Below are 15,747 nucleotides of genomic sequence, written 5' to 3'. Positions count from 1 at the left end.
TGAAAAAATGTGGAAGGATCAGGGTAGCCTTACAGCCATAAATAGGATCATAACCTCGAGACATGTCGCTGTTCAATCCACATGAGCTTCGAGCTCAGCTTAAATCGTCCCAAACTGTGTTGGGGATCGACCCGGGAAGCCGTCAAATTGGCATTGCCTTGTCTGATATTTCCCTCATGCTTGCCTCACCCCTCATGACCATTAAACGAGGGAAAATGGCGAATAATGCCAAGGAGATCAACATATTATGCCAAACACATAACGTAGGCGCGCTTGTCGTTGGCCTACCCATTTCTTTGGATGGATCTTTTGGCCCTGCTGCACGTGCTGCTTCTGACTGGACTCAAGCCATCGCTGAACGCCTTGGGCTCCCTGCTTCCCTTTGGGATGAGCGACTTTCTTCAAGCGCCGTGAACCGCTTTTTGATCAACGAAGCTGATATGACACGCAAACGCAGAAGCGAAGTCGTCGATAAAATGGCGGCCTCTTACACCTTACAAGCTTGGTTAGATGCCACCGCCCCGTAAGACAACACCATCTACAAAAGCAAATACCCGGCAAAAGCCGGGTATCCGCCACATACTCACCAGATGATGGTTTAGATCGTTTTACGCCAATCAGACCAATCTGTCGCAACAGCGCGCCCTGTATGAGCAGCCTTATAGATAGACTGCAGCAAGCGAACATCCTGCATACCTTCTTCACCGGTTGCCAGCACGCGTGTGCCCTTCGCAATGGAGATCGGCAGGTGGTCAAGCTGTGCGGAGAACTGGTTTAGAGCATCAATGGTGAACATCGGGGTTGACCATGTCTCGATATCCCCAGATTTGCACAGGCTGACACGGTTGCTCCAATAGCTGGTAGCAGGGTCCATCAGCAATGTGCCCTTATCACCCTGCAAGCAGAAACGGGTTGTCGAATACGTCGTGAAGGAAGAGCTACCATGTGCAATCCCACCGGAACGATAGCGGAACTGCCATGTGATAATGTCTTCAACCTGACTGAAAACAGGGCTTGAATTTGGTGCAATCATCGCCCGAACTTCAATCGGATCATCATTCATCATGTAACGAGAACCGTTCACACCATAAATACCGAGATCCATCAAAGAACCACCGCCGGACAGAGCACGCGTCAGACGCCAATGAGTCGTTGGGTCTGTTGTATCAGCCCCTAAGTCATTATTGTCCGTGGTGATGATCTGAGGCTTCCCAATAGCACCACTGCGTGCCAAGGAAATAGCCTTATTGGTGATTGGGTCAAAGTGACAGCGATAGCCAATCATCAGCTCTTTATTTGCCCGCTTGCCAGCGTCAATCATACGTTGACAATCTTCAACACTGGTTGCCATCGGCTTTTCACACATCACGTGCTTACCAGCACGGAAAGCGCGTACAGCAAAGTCTGCATGCAGAGCATTAGGCAGGATGATATACACAGCGTCCACATCAGGGTTCTGTGCAATTTTATCGAAATCGCTATAGGAGTACAGGTTAGACTCGCTGATGCCATATTGCTTACCAATACGACGCGCCTTCGTAGCATCTCCGCTAACAAGAGCGGTCAGACGAGCATGCTGGCACTCAGCAAATGCTGGCAGAATCTGGTTAATGGCATATTTACCAAGCCCAACTACGGCATAGCCAAACTTACGAGGGCCATTCGCAAGAGGACGTAGGAGATTCGGGAAAGGACGCCCACCTAGCCCGGATGGAGGAGGAGCAAAGCCCATAGATGGTTGAGCCATAGCTTTGGTGGCGCTCCCAGCTAGGAGGGAAGCACCAAGGGCACCTACAACCCCACGGCGAGTAGCATTTTTGGGAGCATCTTTAGGTGAGCGAGCGTTCACGATACGACATCCTTTCACTCAATGTTTCTTCATACCATACGAAGAATCATGCACGATGCGGCATTGAGGGAGCTCCTAACCCCGCATCAAATTAAATTTATTTTATTGATAACTAAATCCGAATATCAAGACAGGAAATGCCTTTAAATGTTACTTCTAGAGATCACGGTATCGTGAACTTCAAGAAAATGACGGTTTCCCTGTCCTATTTTATTAAAAAAAGCTCTTCGCCCTTTCTTCAGGCCTGATATGCAACAGAGGCATAAAATGCCCCTGCTGCTTATTATGGTCGTGTCTCAGTCCGCCATCTTATGAAAAGCACAGAGCTTATTGCCATCTGGATCGCGTAAATAGGCAAGGAAAAGCCTCATTCCCATAACGACGCGTATCCCCGCTGGATCTTCTATCGCAGTGCCACCATGCGCTATTCCTGCTTCTTGCCATTTAACAACCTGATCGGGTGATGAAAGAGCAAACCCAACTGTGCCACCATTGGCGCATGTGGCTTTTTCGCCATCGATAGGCAGTGTCACGAAGAAGAGCATTTGGTCTTTTTGATAGATAAGACGCTTCCCCGTGTCTGATGGCAATGATGATGCTCCAAGAACCTCAAAAAGAGCATCATAAAAAGATTTCGACACCTCAAGATCGTTCGAGCCAACCACAACATGACTAAACATTTATCTTACCTTTCTATCTAACAACCTTGGTTACATAGGAAGAAAAGAATGGAGTTATAAGAGGAGGATAAAAATGAATATTCACCTTTCTGATAACGTTTTTTTCCCCTATCCTTCGCCCTAAACAGATAGGTGATCACCTTTTGGAGTCTATTGTGCACAGCAACATAACGGCACGCTATATTGACCGAGTTACCGTTATGGGCAACGACATCCACATTGATGGCTGGTCTTTACAATGTAGAGACACCACACAGCTAACGGTCGTTTTCCCCAATCACCAAACGATATCTATCCCTGAAGAACATTGGCGGCGCTCAAGCCCGGACATTGAAAACATCTATGGTACTCAATACAGCTCAGTACGTTTTGAAATTATAACGCCTTTCCCCAAAGACATCGCCCCCAAAGATATTGGCCTTATCTCGCTGCGATTTGACGATAAAGAAGAAAACCACACTCCCATTCTTACTTTCGGGGAAACATGGTCTCATGTAGCCTCCACGCCTCTCCATCAGCTCAAGATTGGTATTGGAATCCCCACTTATAATCGATCAGGAACACTTCCTCACGTTATTGAACAGGTGAAAAAGAATACATCGCTACCATTTAACCTTTTCGTTTCGAATGATGGCTCAAACGATACAACATGTTCTATTTTAAGGGATTTTTCAGACATATCGTATGGAAATTTTCGCAACAGAGGTATTGCTTGGAACAAGAATAGAATTCTTTTCTACCTCAAAGAAATTCTAAAATGTGACGTTATTATTATATTAGAAGACGATATGTTCCCTGATTCATTCGCATGGGAAATCGACTGGATTTTCGCAGCGTTGAGACTTGGGCATATTAACCTCGCTCACCCCCACCAACATGCTGATGAAGGCGGTGTAGGCTTTTGGCATGACCCCGTCATTAGTTATAGTTTATCGGGTCAATGTTCTGCATTTGCACGTGAAGCTCTCTCTTATGTCGGCTTTTTAGACCCGCGTTTTGGGCGTTATGGCCATGAGCATGTCGAACATACATTACGCTTTATCCGGATGGGATATGGAGGACGTCCAAGAAAGAATCAAACTGGGGACGCCTTTTACCTCTTGAGAAGCAATCTTTTACCCATTGAAACCCCCAGCCATAGTGACCCACAAGAAGTTGAAAAGGCTTCCAAAATCTTTGACGATATTAAAGATGACGTGGCCTATCGCTCTCCGTGGCTTCCCGAAGATTTATCTATCCGCCAGTTACGAGATGACATGGCCCTCATCAAAGAAAGATAGCTTGCTGCCTAGTTTTTTGCAGCTCCTTTCTCGACGAAATGTGGTTCCGCTATGAGGAAGAAAACGAGCGAAGTATCAATAAAGAGCCAAGTTGCTGTTAGCAAAAGCAGTTCTTCGCTATCGCAGAGAGCAACATTGCCACTGACGTGCCAATACCCACAGCCTATGCATACGATCTAAAGAACAAATGATCATCCCATTCTGGCTGGAAACAAGGACTACGTTCAAAGGTCAACAGAGGACAGACACACATTCGTAAATATGCTGCGGTCTTTGGTGGTCTTATCTGGCAGTAACTTCGGCCTGCAATAAGGCAGGAACATCGCAGAGCCCCCGCCTTATTGCTTATGAGGTCGTCTATTCGGTATTAGCTATTTTTACTCGCGTAAGAAGCTGCCGCACCGTAAAGACCTGGCTGTGGATGGGTGATAATTTTCACCGGCATCTCACTCATCATATTTTCAAAACGCCCTTTTGCAACAAAACGTTCTGCAAAGCCAGAATGAGGGATAATATGCGCTAAACGCTGTCCAAGCCCACCAGCAATCACCACGCCATGTGCACCATGAGCGAGTGCAATATCACCAGCAACAGCACCAAGACTTAAGCAAAAACGCTCTAACGCGGCAGAAGCAATGGTATCTGTGCCTTCCATCGCCATCGTCCACAGGGTTCGGTTATCTTTCAATGCTACGGGACGATCTTGCAGCTCACCAATCACCTCATACAGGTTCGTAAGCCCTGGCCCAGAAACGATACGCTCCACTGACACACGACGGAAGCGATCTCTCAATGCCGCTAAGATACGATCTTCGACAGCATCTAGCGGGGAGAAATCCATATGCCCCCCTTCTGTCTCGATGACAAAATACTGCCCATCACGTCGTAAGAGGTTTGCAACACCGAGCCCTGTTCCCGGGCCGACAATGCTGACAGTTCCTTCCGTAGGCAGGTGGGTATCTGGCCCACAGAGGTGCTGCATATGCTCAGGCCCCACCTGAGCCACAGCATGTCCAATTGCACCGAAATCATTCACAAGCGTGAAATCATCCAACCCCAAACGGCTACCCAGCTGAGATGGTTGAATAATCCACGGATTATTCGTCATCTTGAGGATATCACCTGTGATAGGGCAAGCCACTGCAATACCCGCCTCACGAGGAATTGGTTTACCAATTTCGCGACCAAACGCTTCCCACGCTAAAGCGAGAGAGGCATGCTCAGCGCATTTTAACGTTGTCGCTTCACCAAGCTCAACGACTCTTCCCTCGTCCACTTTTGCAATCGCAAAGCGCGCATGAGTTCCGCCAATATCAACGGCAACAATTTCTTTCATGGTGCGTTCAGTCCTCTCTTATATCGTGGCACCTGCAGTTTCGACATTAACGTGCACGCCATCATTCCACAGTTTTCGTTCCTCAGGAAGATGACGGGTGCTGCATAATCTCTAATCCACGCAGAATACGATGGGCGATCGGACGTGGCAAAATAGCTTCTAAAGCACGCGTTAGCTGGAATGCCCATGGGAACACCAAAACAGCTCTGCCCGCATTAATCGCACGCGCAATTTTCCGAGCTGCCTTATCAACAGGAACAAGGAAAGCTTGATCCCCTTCCAGGCGCTGGCTCATCGGTGTGTCAATAAAACCGGGAGCAATTAAGGTAACCTTCACGTTATAAGGAACCATGGCCGCATGCAAAGCTGTGCTAAAACGCCCAATGCCAGCTTTAGAGCCGCTATAAACTGTTGCAAGCGGAAGGTCATGGAATGAAGCGACCGATCCCATTAATCCGATCCGTCCCTGACGTCGTTTGGCCATACGATTCGCAGCTTCAGTCGCAAGAGCAACAGGTGTCGCAAAGTTAACCATCGACATTTTCAGAGCCACATCGGCCGATTCGGCGAGCGCACCCTCAGGACGAATATCAGCCATTCCTGCAGATAAAATAAGGATATCAACAGGATGCTGATCATCCGTTTCACCGAAAGCCTTCAGGGAAGCCTCTGCGTCACTTAAATCAATGGAACGCGTCTCAACAGAAGCGCCTTTTGAGCGTGCATCTTCCGCCGTTTTCTCCAGCCGTTCCTGGTTCCGTGCCCATAGCGATAGATGGACACCCGGACGCGCATAATACTGCGCTAAAGCCGCTCCAATACCACTTGAAGCGCCAGTGATAAGAATGTGCCATCCCTTGCGAGGTGCACCATGATCCTGTTTAGGCATGGAGATCCTTTCTTGTTCACCCTCTGGTCTGAATGATCCTGTACGCGTATAGCCAACCTTATGCAATGCGAAGTGTCCAAACCCCATATGGCTGATATCGATGTTCGCCCTGTTCATACACGGCGAGAACTTAACTGTTTTATCAAACTGCCTCGGCAACTCTACCAAGGAATGGCGGGGTTTGTTCCGCCATTTGATATGGAACAGGTAAGTTTACTGCACCCCCGTCAGTCTGCCGTGTTCCGCCATGCGGATGTTCAATATTTTATTGCCTGGCGCAACAATGCCCCAGTTGGCAGAATCGCTGCCATCATGGATCATCGCGCTATTGAGCAATGGCAGGAACGAATCGGACAGTTTGGAGCGTTGGACGCACTTCCAGAAGCTGAGATTGTTAACGCATTGCTCACAGCAGCCGAAGATTGGTTAAAAAAACAGCATATCACCCGCATCAGAGGGCCTGTAACATTGAGCGGTAACGCTGAAACAGGAACAATGATTGAAGGGCAAACATCTGAACCGATGATCGCTATGCCGTGGCACCCTCCCGAGCTTGATACATTCATTCGTCAGGCAGGGTATCATAAAACGGAAGACCTCTTTAGCTATAGGCTAGAGCTTACAGATGAGACGGAAAAGCGTTTTAAAGTTCCTAACGATCTGAAGCCAGGAGAAGGACGCCTCCAAGCCATCACTGTAAGGTCTCTTTCTAAAAAAGAGATTGTCTCGCAAGGTGAAATTTTGCGGCAGCTTTATAATGATGCATGGTCGGAGCAATATAACTTTGTCCCTATGCAAGATTACGAAATGCAGGCTCTGATTGCGCAGATTAAACCTCTTCTGCGCCCTGAACATTACGTACAAATTGACCAAAATGGCGAGCCTGTCGCTATGGCAATGGTCTTGCCCAATATTTATGATATCACAAGCGACCTCGGGGGATCCCCTTCCATCACAGGATGGGTGAAGTTTGCCTATCGCCTCCTTTTCCACCGCTTCCACTCTGCGCGTGTCATTTTGCTAGGGGTAACGCGCAAGCTCCGTGGGACGATGATGGGCGCTCTACTTCCTTCGCTTGCTATTGTAGAGCTTCTCAGGCGCCGTCATACCCTCCCTTACAAATGGGTTGAGCTTGGTTGGATTTTGGAAAGCAATACGGGCATGCGAAACCTTGCAGAATCCCTTGTTCCGAATCCCCATAAAAAACATCGGATCTATGAGAAAGTCGTTACACAGGACGAAAATACATCGTCTTCACCAAAAAATACGGCTTAATGGCCTTAGAAATGCTGCCATCCGGTGCGGGGGAATTGCATCAGATGGCCATTTTCATCGCGCATGTTGACCCCAACGCCCTCTACGACATGGCCAATCCGTGTCAGAGGAATGTGGGCTTGGTCACATTGCTTCTTTAACGCCAAGCTCTGGGTGGGTGAGCAGGTAATCAGAAGCTCGTAATCATCCCCGCCAATAAAACACTCTTCCTGCCATTGCGGAAAATGCGCTTTCACAGGTCGAGAAAAAGGAATGGAAGCCGCTTCTAACTCAACAGCAACACCTGATTCACGCGCTATATGACCACAATCTTGTAAAAGCCCATCAGAAATATCTAAGGCAGCATTCACGATGCCATGCAGTTTGAGGCCCGTACGGGGGGTCGGAAGGCGGTAAGCTTCCACTAGAGCACCCGTTGAATCTTCTAGTTTCCCTTTCCGAGCATAAAGCCCTAAGACCGCATCACCAAGGGTGCCCGTTACCCAGATTTCGTCGCCTAGCTGCGCTGTATCGCGGCGCAACGCCTGCCCAATAGGAGCATAACCAAAAATTGTTAAGCTCAACACTAAAGGGCCAGTACTGCCTGTCGTATCCCCGCCTAGCAAGGAAAGCCGATACCTCTTCTGATCCTCTGCCAATCCTTTTGAAAACAGAGCAAACCACGCTTCTCCATAATGAGAACGAGAGGGAACGCTCACATTCAACATATACGCGGCAGGACGTGCGCCCATTGCCGCAAGATCCGACAGATTGCAGCGCAAAAGCTTTTTAGCCACTGTGTCCGCAGGATCATCTGGAAGGAAATGAAGATTTTCCACCATGGTATCACTGGAGATAACGAGTTCTTCCCCAGCGGGAGGTGAAAGAACGGCTCCATCATTACGAAGCTCAAAAGAGCCCTTTCCAGCCAATGGACGGAAATAACGCGCGATGAAGTCGAACTCTCCCATAGCCTTACTCCGCGTTGCGGTTTTTCTGAGCAAACCGGTCTAAAATACCGTTAACCATTTTCGGCTCATCACCATTGAAAAAACCATGAGCAACATCAAGATACTCATTAATCACAATTTGCGCAGGTACGTCGGCAATCATTTCACTCAAAGCTGCACGCAACAAAGCTCGTAACACAGGGTCTAAACGATTCATCGGCCAACTTTCTGGCAACAAATCATGAAGCGATTTATCAATTTCATCTTGTTGACGGACGGTCTCGCGCACGATTGTGGCAAGTAAATTTAAATCCGCATCAGGAATATGACCGTCATCAAAATGCTCTTGTGGAGCAATCCGACGGAAATTCACAAATTCTTTCAAAACAGTCTCAGCGCTGTCCCCATTTTGCTCGCATTGAAAAAGAGCTTGAACAGCAGCAACGCGCGCGATCGTACGGCTTCGTTTGCGTTGGGGAACAGCCGAGCTGGACACTGATGAGGTCATGGGGTCTCCTGAGAGGGATCATTAATGGCGACTGAAGGATGGTTCATATCATCTAAGATTTTTGAAAAAGCCTCAATCTCACGAAAATTACGGTATACACTGGCAAAGCGGACATAGGCCACCCCATCAACCTCTCGCAACGCATCCATGGCAAGCTCCCCAATGTAACGCGCAGCAATTTCATGGTCTCCAGATGCCTCAAGTTTACGGACGAGGCCGTTAAGAAGCCGTTCTTGCCGAACGTCATCTACAGGCCTCTTCCTCAAGGCAATACGGATGGAACGTGCCAATTTATCTCGATCAAAGGGCGTACGCCGACCATCCGCTTTAATAACGGTCAAATCACGGAGCTGGACACGCTCGACCGTCGTAAAACGTTGGTGACACGCACAACATGCGCGCCGTCGCCTAATAGCGGCCCCTTCTTCACCAGGGCGGCTATCTTTAACCTGAGTTTCTTGATGTCCGCAAAAGGGGCAGTACATGGTTGATCCCATAAAACGTCAAATGATTAGGTTGCGTGCTAACCCAATAAAAGGAAACGACCAAACATAAAGCCTATGGAAACAAGAAGCTTCATCATGAGGAGCCTGTCTCCTTTTCCAGCAGCATTATACCGCCAATTCCTTTCATGGTGAAGAGCTTCCTTCATTTTCAGATATGCTGTAGGCTCCCTTCGATCAGTTTGGAGGGGTTATGATCTTTTTTTGTCGTCGCATGTCGTTAGTCGCTCTTGCCATAAGCGCACTTGGCGCGGGGTATCAGGCAGCCGCACAGCCACAGAATCATGAAGCGTCCTCTTCAAACGATACGGAAATAACAGAGGTCACAGTTCATGGGGGTGTCCTGCATCCTTCACGACATTTCCCAGACCGCGCAGCCGGATATTTCACGATTCACAATGCTGGAACAGCTGATCTCCTTCTAAAAGGCATTACATCCCCACTCTGCACGAGCGTCACATCAAACCACAGCAATCAAGAAATGATTGAAACGACGGGCGATAGTGACGACATTTTTCAGCATCTCGCCATTCCACACAAATCAACGATGGTCTTTCCCGCCGCTGGCTATCACCTCTCCTGCCGTGGGCTGCATAGAAGCCTTCAAAATGGTGAGACAATTCCCTTTACATTCCATTTTCTCGATGTCGGGCATGTCTCAACGAATTTCACAGTTCAAGAACCTACGGGCAAATAAGGGAGCTTTTGTCTCCCTTTTCCGTTTAAGCGTCTTTAAGAACATCTAAAACGATTTTCCCATACCGCTCCAACTTACTCCGCCCCACCCCCTTAATATCTCCGAGTGCATCAATCGTTTGCGGAGCATAGCGTGCGACATCACGCAAAACAGAGTCATGGAAAATAACGTAAGGCGGGATTTCTTGCTCGCGCGCCTCACCCAAACGCCATTCTTTCAGAGCAAGAAAACGATCATGTTCTTCCTCTGATAATGGGGACTCTTTCTCTTCCCCTGCGCGGTTAAGTGCTGATAGCGTTTTAAAAGAAGCATCTTCCATAAGGGGTACGGGCACTTCTCCCCTTAGAAGAGGACGGGCCGTCTCTCTGTGCAAACCTAAACTTCCATGTTCACCCGAGAGACGAATAGCGCCACGTGCAATGAGCTGACGTATCACCATCCGCCACCAGCTCTCTCCGCGGTCACGCCCAATACCAAACACGGAGAGTTTATGCAGTGCATGACGCTCAACAGGTTCCGTCATTTTCCCACGCAATACTGCTGTTAACACGAGGGCGCCGAAGCGTTCTCCCGTACGATAGACAGCAGAAAGCACCTTCTGAGCTGCCTCTTTCCCGTCAAATGTTGCAGGAGGATGAAGGCAGTTATCGCAATGTCCACAAGGAGACGGCAGCATTTCACCAAAACATGCTAAAATAGCTTGAGTGCGACACCCTGTTGTTTCGGTAAGAGCAATCATGCTCTCCAAACGGCCCTGCATAACGCGTTTTTCACTTTCAGGAGCTTGCGATTGCTCAAGCCAATAACGCGCCCTTGCCATAGCTTCGCCGCCATATAACAGAAGCGTATGCGACAACTCACCATCACGTCCGGCACGACCTATCTGCTGATAATAACCTTCTGGCGATGCTGGCATATCAAGATGGATAACCGTGCGCACATCAGGTCGATCAATCCCCATTCCAAAAGCAATCGTTGCGACAACAACAATCGGCTCTCCAGATCGAAAGCGTAGCAATAGCGCTCTCTTCTCAATAGGCGACAGGCCTGCATGAAAGGCTAATGCTGTGAATCCCTTCTCCCGCAACAAAGCGGCGACACGCTCAGTCCGGCGACGGCTACCGCAATAGACGATCGCCGCTCCCTGCCCCATATGACGTTCTAATGCATCAATAACCTGCCGGGTTTCAGAAAGCTTGGGCTGAGCCTGCAAAAACAGATTAGTACGATGGAAGCTAGCGACGAAAACCCGTGCTTTTTCCATATGCAAAACACTGAGAATATCATCACGCGTACGCGTATCAGCCGTTGCCGTCAGCGCAATACGCGGCACATCAGGGAAATGCTCCTTTATTGTTGCGAGTTCTCGATATTCTGGGCGAAATTCATGCCCCCACGCAGAGACGCAATGGGCTTCGTCAATGGCAATAAGGGAAAGAGAGCGGCCTTTTAATACATCCAATAAACTTGGTGTCAGAAGGCGTTCTGGAGATACGTATAAGAGATCGAGCTGGTTACTGCGCAATTGCTCCCACAATCTAACCCTCTCATCAGCTTCTAACTCAGAGTGAAGAGCAGCAGCTTTAACGCCAAGCTGTTTTAACCCCGCAACCTGATCATCCATCAAGGCGATGAGAGGAGAAATGACCAACCCCATACCAAAACGGCATAAAGCAGGAACCTGATAGCACAGGCTTTTCCCCCCTCCCGTTGGCATAAGAACAAGCGCGTCTTCGCCCCGCATAACAGCAGAAACAGCGTCTTCTTGCAGACCTCGAAAGGACGAAAAGCCAAATATTTTTTGTAAAATATCAAGCGGCTCAGCGGCCGTTGTTAATCGCCCTTCCAATGGCTACCTCACACTCTCTATCAATGAGAGGAAATTGTGATAGAGACGCGACGCAACGCAACATGAGAATCCTCAAAGTCGCTCAGCGTGTAAGGGGCTTGGGTGATTGTTTTAGCATCTACACCGTCACGCTCTAGAACCTTTGTCACTTCCGAAGCGCGTGCGTTAGCGAGCTGCTTTAAAATATCTGGATCACCATTATGTCCGGCAGACCCTGAAACCGTTATGTGTGACGCATGACGTTCATGCACAGTCAAAGCGGCATCTGCCACCACAGCCTGCGCCGTTGGATTAAGCTGCACGGAATCACGATCAAAAAAAACGACGTAGCTATTACGTGGTGTGTGTGTTGCACATCCTCCCAATGCTCCTGCTGCGACCGTCGCGCATAAGCCAATAGGAAGAATAGAACGCAACGCAGCAGTAAGCCTTAACATAACACAACACCCTTATCGTTATCCAAATACCAAGAGATATGATTGCTCCACTCCATAGAGCGGGTCAATCATCGCTCTTTTTTCTCTCCATCACAGTGGCTGAGCGAACACACGCCCATTCTCGCAACGCCAGATATGATCAAGCCGTTCAACACCTGTCAGCCTATGCGTGATTAAGAGGATAGTCTGCTGGGAATGCAGTCCATTTAATGTCTCCAAGAAGGCGCGCTCTGTCTCTATATCAAGCCCCGCAGCTGGTTCATCAAGAATAAGCAACGGCGCTGAAGAAAGAAGAACTCGCGCAAGGGCAATACGGCGGCCTTGCCCACCAGAAAGCCGCGATCCGTTTTCTCCAATCCAGCTGTCCAATCCTTCAGGAAGAGACCTAACAAAGTCAGCAACTTGCGCTTGTTCCAATGCCTGCCATAGCTGGCTATCAGAGAAATTTTCTCTCCCCAAAAGCAAATTATGACGCACCGTGTCATCAAAGAGATGGCTCGACTGTGAAAGCCATGCGACTTTCTCTCGCAAAGCGCCATCGTTTACATCAGCACTATCAACGCCGCCGAAGAGAATACGTCCCTTTTGTGGCGATGCTACCTTGAGCAATAAAGCGGCAAGCGTTGACTTTCCAGAGCCTGACGGCCCAAGAAGAACCGCACGCTCCCCTTTCCGCAAATGCAGCGAAACATCGGTTAGGACAGGAGCCTCTGCATGCCATCCAAAAGTCACTTGCTCACATTGAACATCGAATTGAGCTGGCAATGTTGCTGTTCCATGTGACGTAGGGCCGCTTTCATCCGACACAGCAACAACACGCTCCGCAGCATGTAGGGTTTGCCCAGCAAGGAACCCTGCCCGTGGAAGGTCTGTTACGCTCTCTAGAGCGGTTGTTATGACAAAAAGGATTGTCACCCCCACAAGAGCTTCTGGCCGCGTGAAGAAGGCCCCCATGCAGGCACACAGCACAACAGCAATACCAAGACGTGCCAGAAAAGCGGCCACCGCATGGGCAAACACCATGGCGTGACCTTGCTTCTTCTGTAGGGCATACAGCGCATCCTGCTTACCAATCAGACGGTCTTGCATGCGCTCGTCAGCGTCAAAGATACGTGTCTCACGTAGTCCTGAAGCAAGATCAAGCGCCTGATTCTGTAGAGAAGCTTGTGCCTTCTGAAGAGCAGGCCCCTGCCGGTACGATACCAACGCCATAAGAGCAGGCAAGCCAAAAGCAATGACAGCAAACAAAATCGACACACAACAGGCTAACGCGAAGCTATCCTGCAAGCAGACCCAAAACACAATAGGAAGAGTGATAACGGCTGTCGCTAATGGAATGATGATCCGTAGGTAAAGATTATCAAGGCTTTGCACATCAGAGACAAGACGAGACAAAAGGTCTCCCGAACGGCGGAATCCCAACCCGGCAGCCGCTCCTTTGGATAAGCGTCTATAAAACCAGACGCGAAGATCCGTTAAAGCACGGAACATCGCATCATGAGTGATTAAACGCTCCAGATAACGCAGAACGATACGGCTGCTTCCCACAGCTTGAAGCACACCGTAGCCCAGCCCCGTACCAATAATTGCTGCAGCAAGCCGGTTACCTGTTTGCCCCATCAATAACAAGACTGAGCAGATAGAAAGCTCTGCGATAACGAGCCCCAACAGCAAATATCCGAGACGGGAGCGCCACACACCAAAAATTACTGCCATTGCTTTCATAATACGCTCTCCCGAGAGACGATATGTCCGCTCTCTAACCGAATACGCTGCGCACGACGTAATGATGCAATCTTTTCTGAATGGGTCGCGATGATCGTGGTTCGCCCATGGAGCAGGTCTTCAAAAGCCTTGCAAAGCTCATCTTCTGTTGCTGGATCTAGGTGAGCTGTTGGTTCATCCATCACCAGTAAAGGTGTATCTTTTAGGAAAGCACGGGCAATAGCGATACGTTGCGCTTGCCCTCCTGAGAGGCCAAACCCACCTTCCCCAATCATGGTATCCAGACCATCTGGAAGTTGAGCAAGATAGCGCCCTACTTGGGAAGCATCCAGAGCACGCTTAAGCTCATGGTCTTGTGCATCGGGCCGTGCGAAGAGGATATTTTCTCGCAACGTACCCGCAAAAAGAACAGGTTTCTGACCAATCCAGCTGACATGGCGCGAAATATCAGAAGCCGCTAGCGCTGCCATATCACAGCCGCCTAAGAGCAGCTTCCCTTCTTGAGGCGTGATAAAGCCCAAAAGGAGCTCTAGTAAAGTCGACTTCCCCGCACCTGACGGCCCTTCAACAAGCAATGTCTCCCCCGATTGAAGAGAGAAGCTGACATCTGTCAAAGCGGGTGCACGATCCGATGACCATGAATAGCTCACATCTTGAGCGACTAACGCAATACCATGCTCATCATGATGAGGGGACAACTCACCACTCTTAGCTGGGGCACGGTTGTCGGCTTGAGGAACGGCCTGCATCGCCTCTGCTGTCGCTGTTGCCTGGGCACGATCTTGATACACTGCCGAAAATGCACGGAAAGGTGCGAATGCTTCTGGCACCATCAACACGGCAAAAAGGGCCGCCCCTGCCTGCTCAACAGAATGAGAATGAAGCAAAGAATGACTCTGACTAATCACGATCCACACTAACGCAACGATCATCATAATGTCGGTCGTCGCGGATGTTAGGAAAGCAACCCGCAGTACCTTCATCGTGCGTTTGCGAAGCTCTTCTGCTGCATTCCCCAGCGCCTGAGCATCACGCTCAGCATTACCAGAGAGAACAATGGTCGCAATACCACGGATACGGTCAAGGAAGCGTGTTTGCAGACGTCCCATCGCCAAAAACTGACGACGTGAGGCAATCGCCGTCGCGATTCCGAAAACAGCCTGAAAGACGGGAAGCATCAAACAGCAACCAGCCAATATTAGCCCAGCATGAAGATTCTCCCAAAGAACCACAGCAACGACACACCATTGTGCGATCGGCCATAATGTCGATGCAGGGAGCCAACGAGCAAAATACCCATCCAACGCTTCAACACGCTCCACCAACAATGTGGCGATAGCCGCGCTGTGCTGATGGCGTAAAAGGCTCGGCCCATACGCAAAAACACGATCTAAGGTCATACGTCGCAGGGTTCGACGCGCCTTCTGCCCTGCTAGTAAGGCGACCATATCTTGCCCAGCCCCTAGTAGAACACGCACGAGACAGGCTACGATAAAGACAGCGAAAAAGCGTCCCAGCTCATAATGCTGGTGCAGCAGAAAATCGGCGAGCATATGCGCCAAAGCCCATGCCTGCACGATACCAGCCCCAACATTGATGAGGCCTAGGAGGGCGCTACTGAGAGTCGAGGATCGGCTAGCGCGGTTTTGCTGCTTGATCCACCGTTTCAAGATCTTCTTGTCAGCTTTCATACCCCCTCATATAAAAGGAAGTGGCACAGATAGACAGAGGTAATTCGTAAGAAGTTTCGCTTTTCTTAGAAGCGCCTTGTTCAAGCGCCTCTTATAAAA

The 15,747-nt window shown here is 49.3% G+C and carries 15 protein-coding genes; 4 read left to right on the top strand and 11 right to left on the bottom strand.

What is annotated here, in order from left to right; translation table 11 throughout:
- The first annotated feature begins 62 nt into the window (after positions 1–62).
- Complete coding sequence (gene ruvX, locus F457_RS0106940; RefSeq protein WP_018980416.1) at positions 63–527, top strand: Holliday junction resolvase RuvX; 465 nt, start codon at positions 63–65, stop codon at positions 525–527.
- Positions 528–598: 71 nt separating this feature from the next.
- Here ruvX and F457_RS0106935 read toward each other — a convergent pair whose 3' ends face one another.
- On the bottom strand, positions 599–1,849 hold the full coding sequence (locus tag F457_RS0106935) for a Gfo/Idh/MocA family protein (protein WP_018980415.1): 1,251 nt from the start codon (positions 1,847–1,849) through the stop codon (positions 599–601).
- Positions 1,850–2,145: 296 nt separating this feature from the next.
- Positions 2,146–2,529 (bottom strand): VOC family protein, encoded by a 384-nt coding sequence (locus F457_RS0106930; RefSeq protein WP_018980414.1) that lies wholly within the window; start codon positions 2,527–2,529, stop codon positions 2,146–2,148.
- A 155-nt stretch (positions 2,530–2,684) separates the two neighbouring features.
- On the opposite strand from F457_RS0106930, the gene F457_RS0106925 reads away from it, so the two are divergent.
- Positions 2,685–3,809, top strand: a complete 1,125-nt coding sequence (locus tag F457_RS0106925; RefSeq protein WP_156809381.1) for a glycosyltransferase family 2 protein — start codon at positions 2,685–2,687, stop codon at positions 3,807–3,809.
- Between the two features lie 367 nt (positions 3,810–4,176).
- On the opposite strand, the gene glk is transcribed toward F457_RS0106925, so the two are convergent.
- Together glk and F457_RS0106915 are read right to left on the bottom strand one after the other, a co-directional pair.
- On the bottom strand, positions 4,177–5,145 hold the full coding sequence (gene glk, locus F457_RS0106920) for a glucokinase (RefSeq protein ID WP_018980412.1): 969 nt from the start codon (positions 5,143–5,145) through the stop codon (positions 4,177–4,179).
- Between the two features lie 82 nt (positions 5,146–5,227).
- Complete coding sequence (locus tag F457_RS0106915) at positions 5,228–6,034, bottom strand: SDR family NAD(P)-dependent oxidoreductase (RefSeq protein WP_018980411.1); 807 nt, start codon at positions 6,032–6,034, stop codon at positions 5,228–5,230.
- Between the two features lie 87 nt (positions 6,035–6,121).
- Here F457_RS0106915 and F457_RS0106910 point away from each other — a divergent pair, with 87 nt between their 5' ends.
- Positions 6,122–7,309 (top strand): hypothetical protein, encoded by a 1,188-nt coding sequence (locus tag F457_RS0106910; RefSeq protein WP_051081308.1) that lies wholly within the window; start codon positions 6,122–6,124, stop codon positions 7,307–7,309.
- A gap of 5 nt (positions 7,310–7,314) precedes the next feature.
- Here the strand turns inward: F457_RS0106910 and thiL are convergent, their stop codons facing one another.
- From thiL to nrdR, 3 genes are read right to left on the bottom strand one after another with little or no spacing between them, the layout of a single operon-like run.
- Positions 7,315–8,259: a thiamine-phosphate kinase gene (gene thiL / locus F457_RS0106905; protein ID WP_018980409.1), complete on the bottom strand. Its 945-nt coding sequence runs from the start codon at positions 8,257–8,259 to the stop codon at positions 7,315–7,317.
- Positions 8,260–8,263: 4 nt separating this feature from the next.
- Positions 8,264–8,746 carry a transcription antitermination factor NusB gene (nusB, locus tag F457_RS0106900; protein ID WP_018980408.1) on the bottom strand — a complete coding sequence of 161 codons (483 nt, stop codon included), beginning with the start codon at positions 8,744–8,746 and terminating at the stop codon, positions 8,264–8,266.
- Positions 8,743–9,231, bottom strand: a complete 489-nt coding sequence (gene nrdR / locus F457_RS0106895) for a transcriptional regulator NrdR (RefSeq protein ID WP_018980407.1) — start codon at positions 9,229–9,231, stop codon at positions 8,743–8,745. Before nrdR ends, nusB begins: the two co-directional genes overlap by 4 nt.
- 211 nt (positions 9,232–9,442) lie before the next feature.
- On the opposite strand from nrdR, the gene F457_RS0106885 reads away from it, so the two are divergent.
- A complete protein-coding gene (locus tag F457_RS0106885) occupies positions 9,443–9,946 on the top strand; it encodes a copper chaperone PCu(A)C (protein ID WP_018980405.1) in 504 nt (167 codons plus the stop codon).
- 25 nt (positions 9,947–9,971) lie between these two features.
- Here F457_RS0106885 and recQ read toward each other — a convergent pair whose 3' ends face one another.
- From recQ to cydD, 4 genes are all read right to left on the bottom strand, one after another.
- Positions 9,972–11,795, bottom strand: a complete 1,824-nt coding sequence (gene recQ / locus F457_RS0106880) for a DNA helicase RecQ (protein ID WP_018980404.1) — start codon at positions 11,793–11,795, stop codon at positions 9,972–9,974.
- A gap of 20 nt (positions 11,796–11,815) precedes the next feature.
- Entirely contained in the window at positions 11,816–12,232 is a 417-nt protein-coding gene (locus F457_RS0106875; RefSeq protein ID WP_018980403.1) for an OmpA family protein, read from the bottom strand.
- 90 nt (positions 12,233–12,322) lie between these two features.
- Positions 12,323–13,957 carry a thiol reductant ABC exporter subunit CydC gene (cydC, locus tag F457_RS0106870; protein ID WP_018980402.1) on the bottom strand — a complete coding sequence of 545 codons (1,635 nt, stop codon included), beginning with the start codon at positions 13,955–13,957 and terminating at the stop codon, positions 12,323–12,325.
- Positions 13,954–15,648 carry a thiol reductant ABC exporter subunit CydD gene (gene cydD, locus F457_RS0106865; RefSeq protein WP_018980401.1) on the bottom strand — a complete coding sequence of 565 codons (1,695 nt, stop codon included), beginning with the start codon at positions 15,646–15,648 and terminating at the stop codon, positions 13,954–13,956. The genes cydC and cydD overlap by 4 nt, the downstream gene beginning before the upstream one ends.
- Positions 15,649–15,747 lie beyond the last annotated feature (99 nt).

It is taken from the genome of Saccharibacter floricola DSM 15669, assembly GCF_000378165.1.
GTDB classification, from domain to species: Bacteria; Pseudomonadota; Alphaproteobacteria; order Acetobacterales; family Acetobacteraceae; genus Saccharibacter; species Saccharibacter floricola.
The sequence above is the reverse complement of the archived record's forward strand: the minus strand, read 5'-3'. Positions and strand labels throughout refer to the sequence as shown.

What these genes read in the sequence shown, in the direction of transcription:
- ruvX (WP_018980416.1), top strand. Translation starts at nt 63, where the DNA reads ATGTCGCTGTTCAATCCACATGAGCTTCGAGCTCAGCTTAAATCGTCC.
- F457_RS0106930 (WP_018980414.1), bottom strand. Translation starts at nt 2,529, where the DNA reads ATGTTTAGTCATGTTGTGGTTGGCTCGAACGATCTTGAGGTGTCGAAA.
- glk (WP_018980412.1), bottom strand. Translation starts at nt 5,145, where the DNA reads ATGAAAGAAATTGTTGCCGTTGATATTGGCGGAACTCATGCGCGCTTT.
- F457_RS0106915 (WP_018980411.1), bottom strand. Translation starts at nt 6,034, where the DNA reads ATGCCTAAACAGGATCATGGTGCACCTCGCAAGGGATGGCACATTCTT.
- F457_RS0106910 (WP_051081308.1), top strand. Translation starts at nt 6,122, where the DNA reads ATGGCTGATATCGATGTTCGCCCTGTTCATACACGGCGAGAACTTAAC.
- thiL (WP_018980409.1), bottom strand. Translation starts at nt 8,259, where the DNA reads ATGGGAGAGTTCGACTTCATCGCGCGTTATTTCCGTCCATTGGCTGGA.
- nusB (WP_018980408.1), bottom strand. Translation starts at nt 8,746, where the DNA reads ATGACCTCATCAGTGTCCAGCTCGGCTGTTCCCCAACGCAAACGAAGC.
- nrdR (WP_018980407.1), bottom strand. Translation starts at nt 9,231, where the DNA reads ATGTACTGCCCCTTTTGCGGACATCAAGAAACTCAGGTTAAAGATAGC.
- F457_RS0106885 (WP_018980405.1), top strand. Translation starts at nt 9,443, where the DNA reads ATGATCTTTTTTTGTCGTCGCATGTCGTTAGTCGCTCTTGCCATAAGC.
- F457_RS0106875 (WP_018980403.1), bottom strand. Translation starts at nt 12,232, where the DNA reads ATGTTAAGGCTTACTGCTGCGTTGCGTTCTATTCTTCCTATTGGCTTA.
- cydC (WP_018980402.1), bottom strand. Translation starts at nt 13,957, where the DNA reads ATGAAAGCAATGGCAGTAATTTTTGGTGTGTGGCGCTCCCGTCTCGGA.
- cydD (WP_018980401.1), bottom strand. Translation starts at nt 15,648, where the DNA reads ATGAAAGCTGACAAGAAGATCTTGAAACGGTGGATCAAGCAGCAAAAC.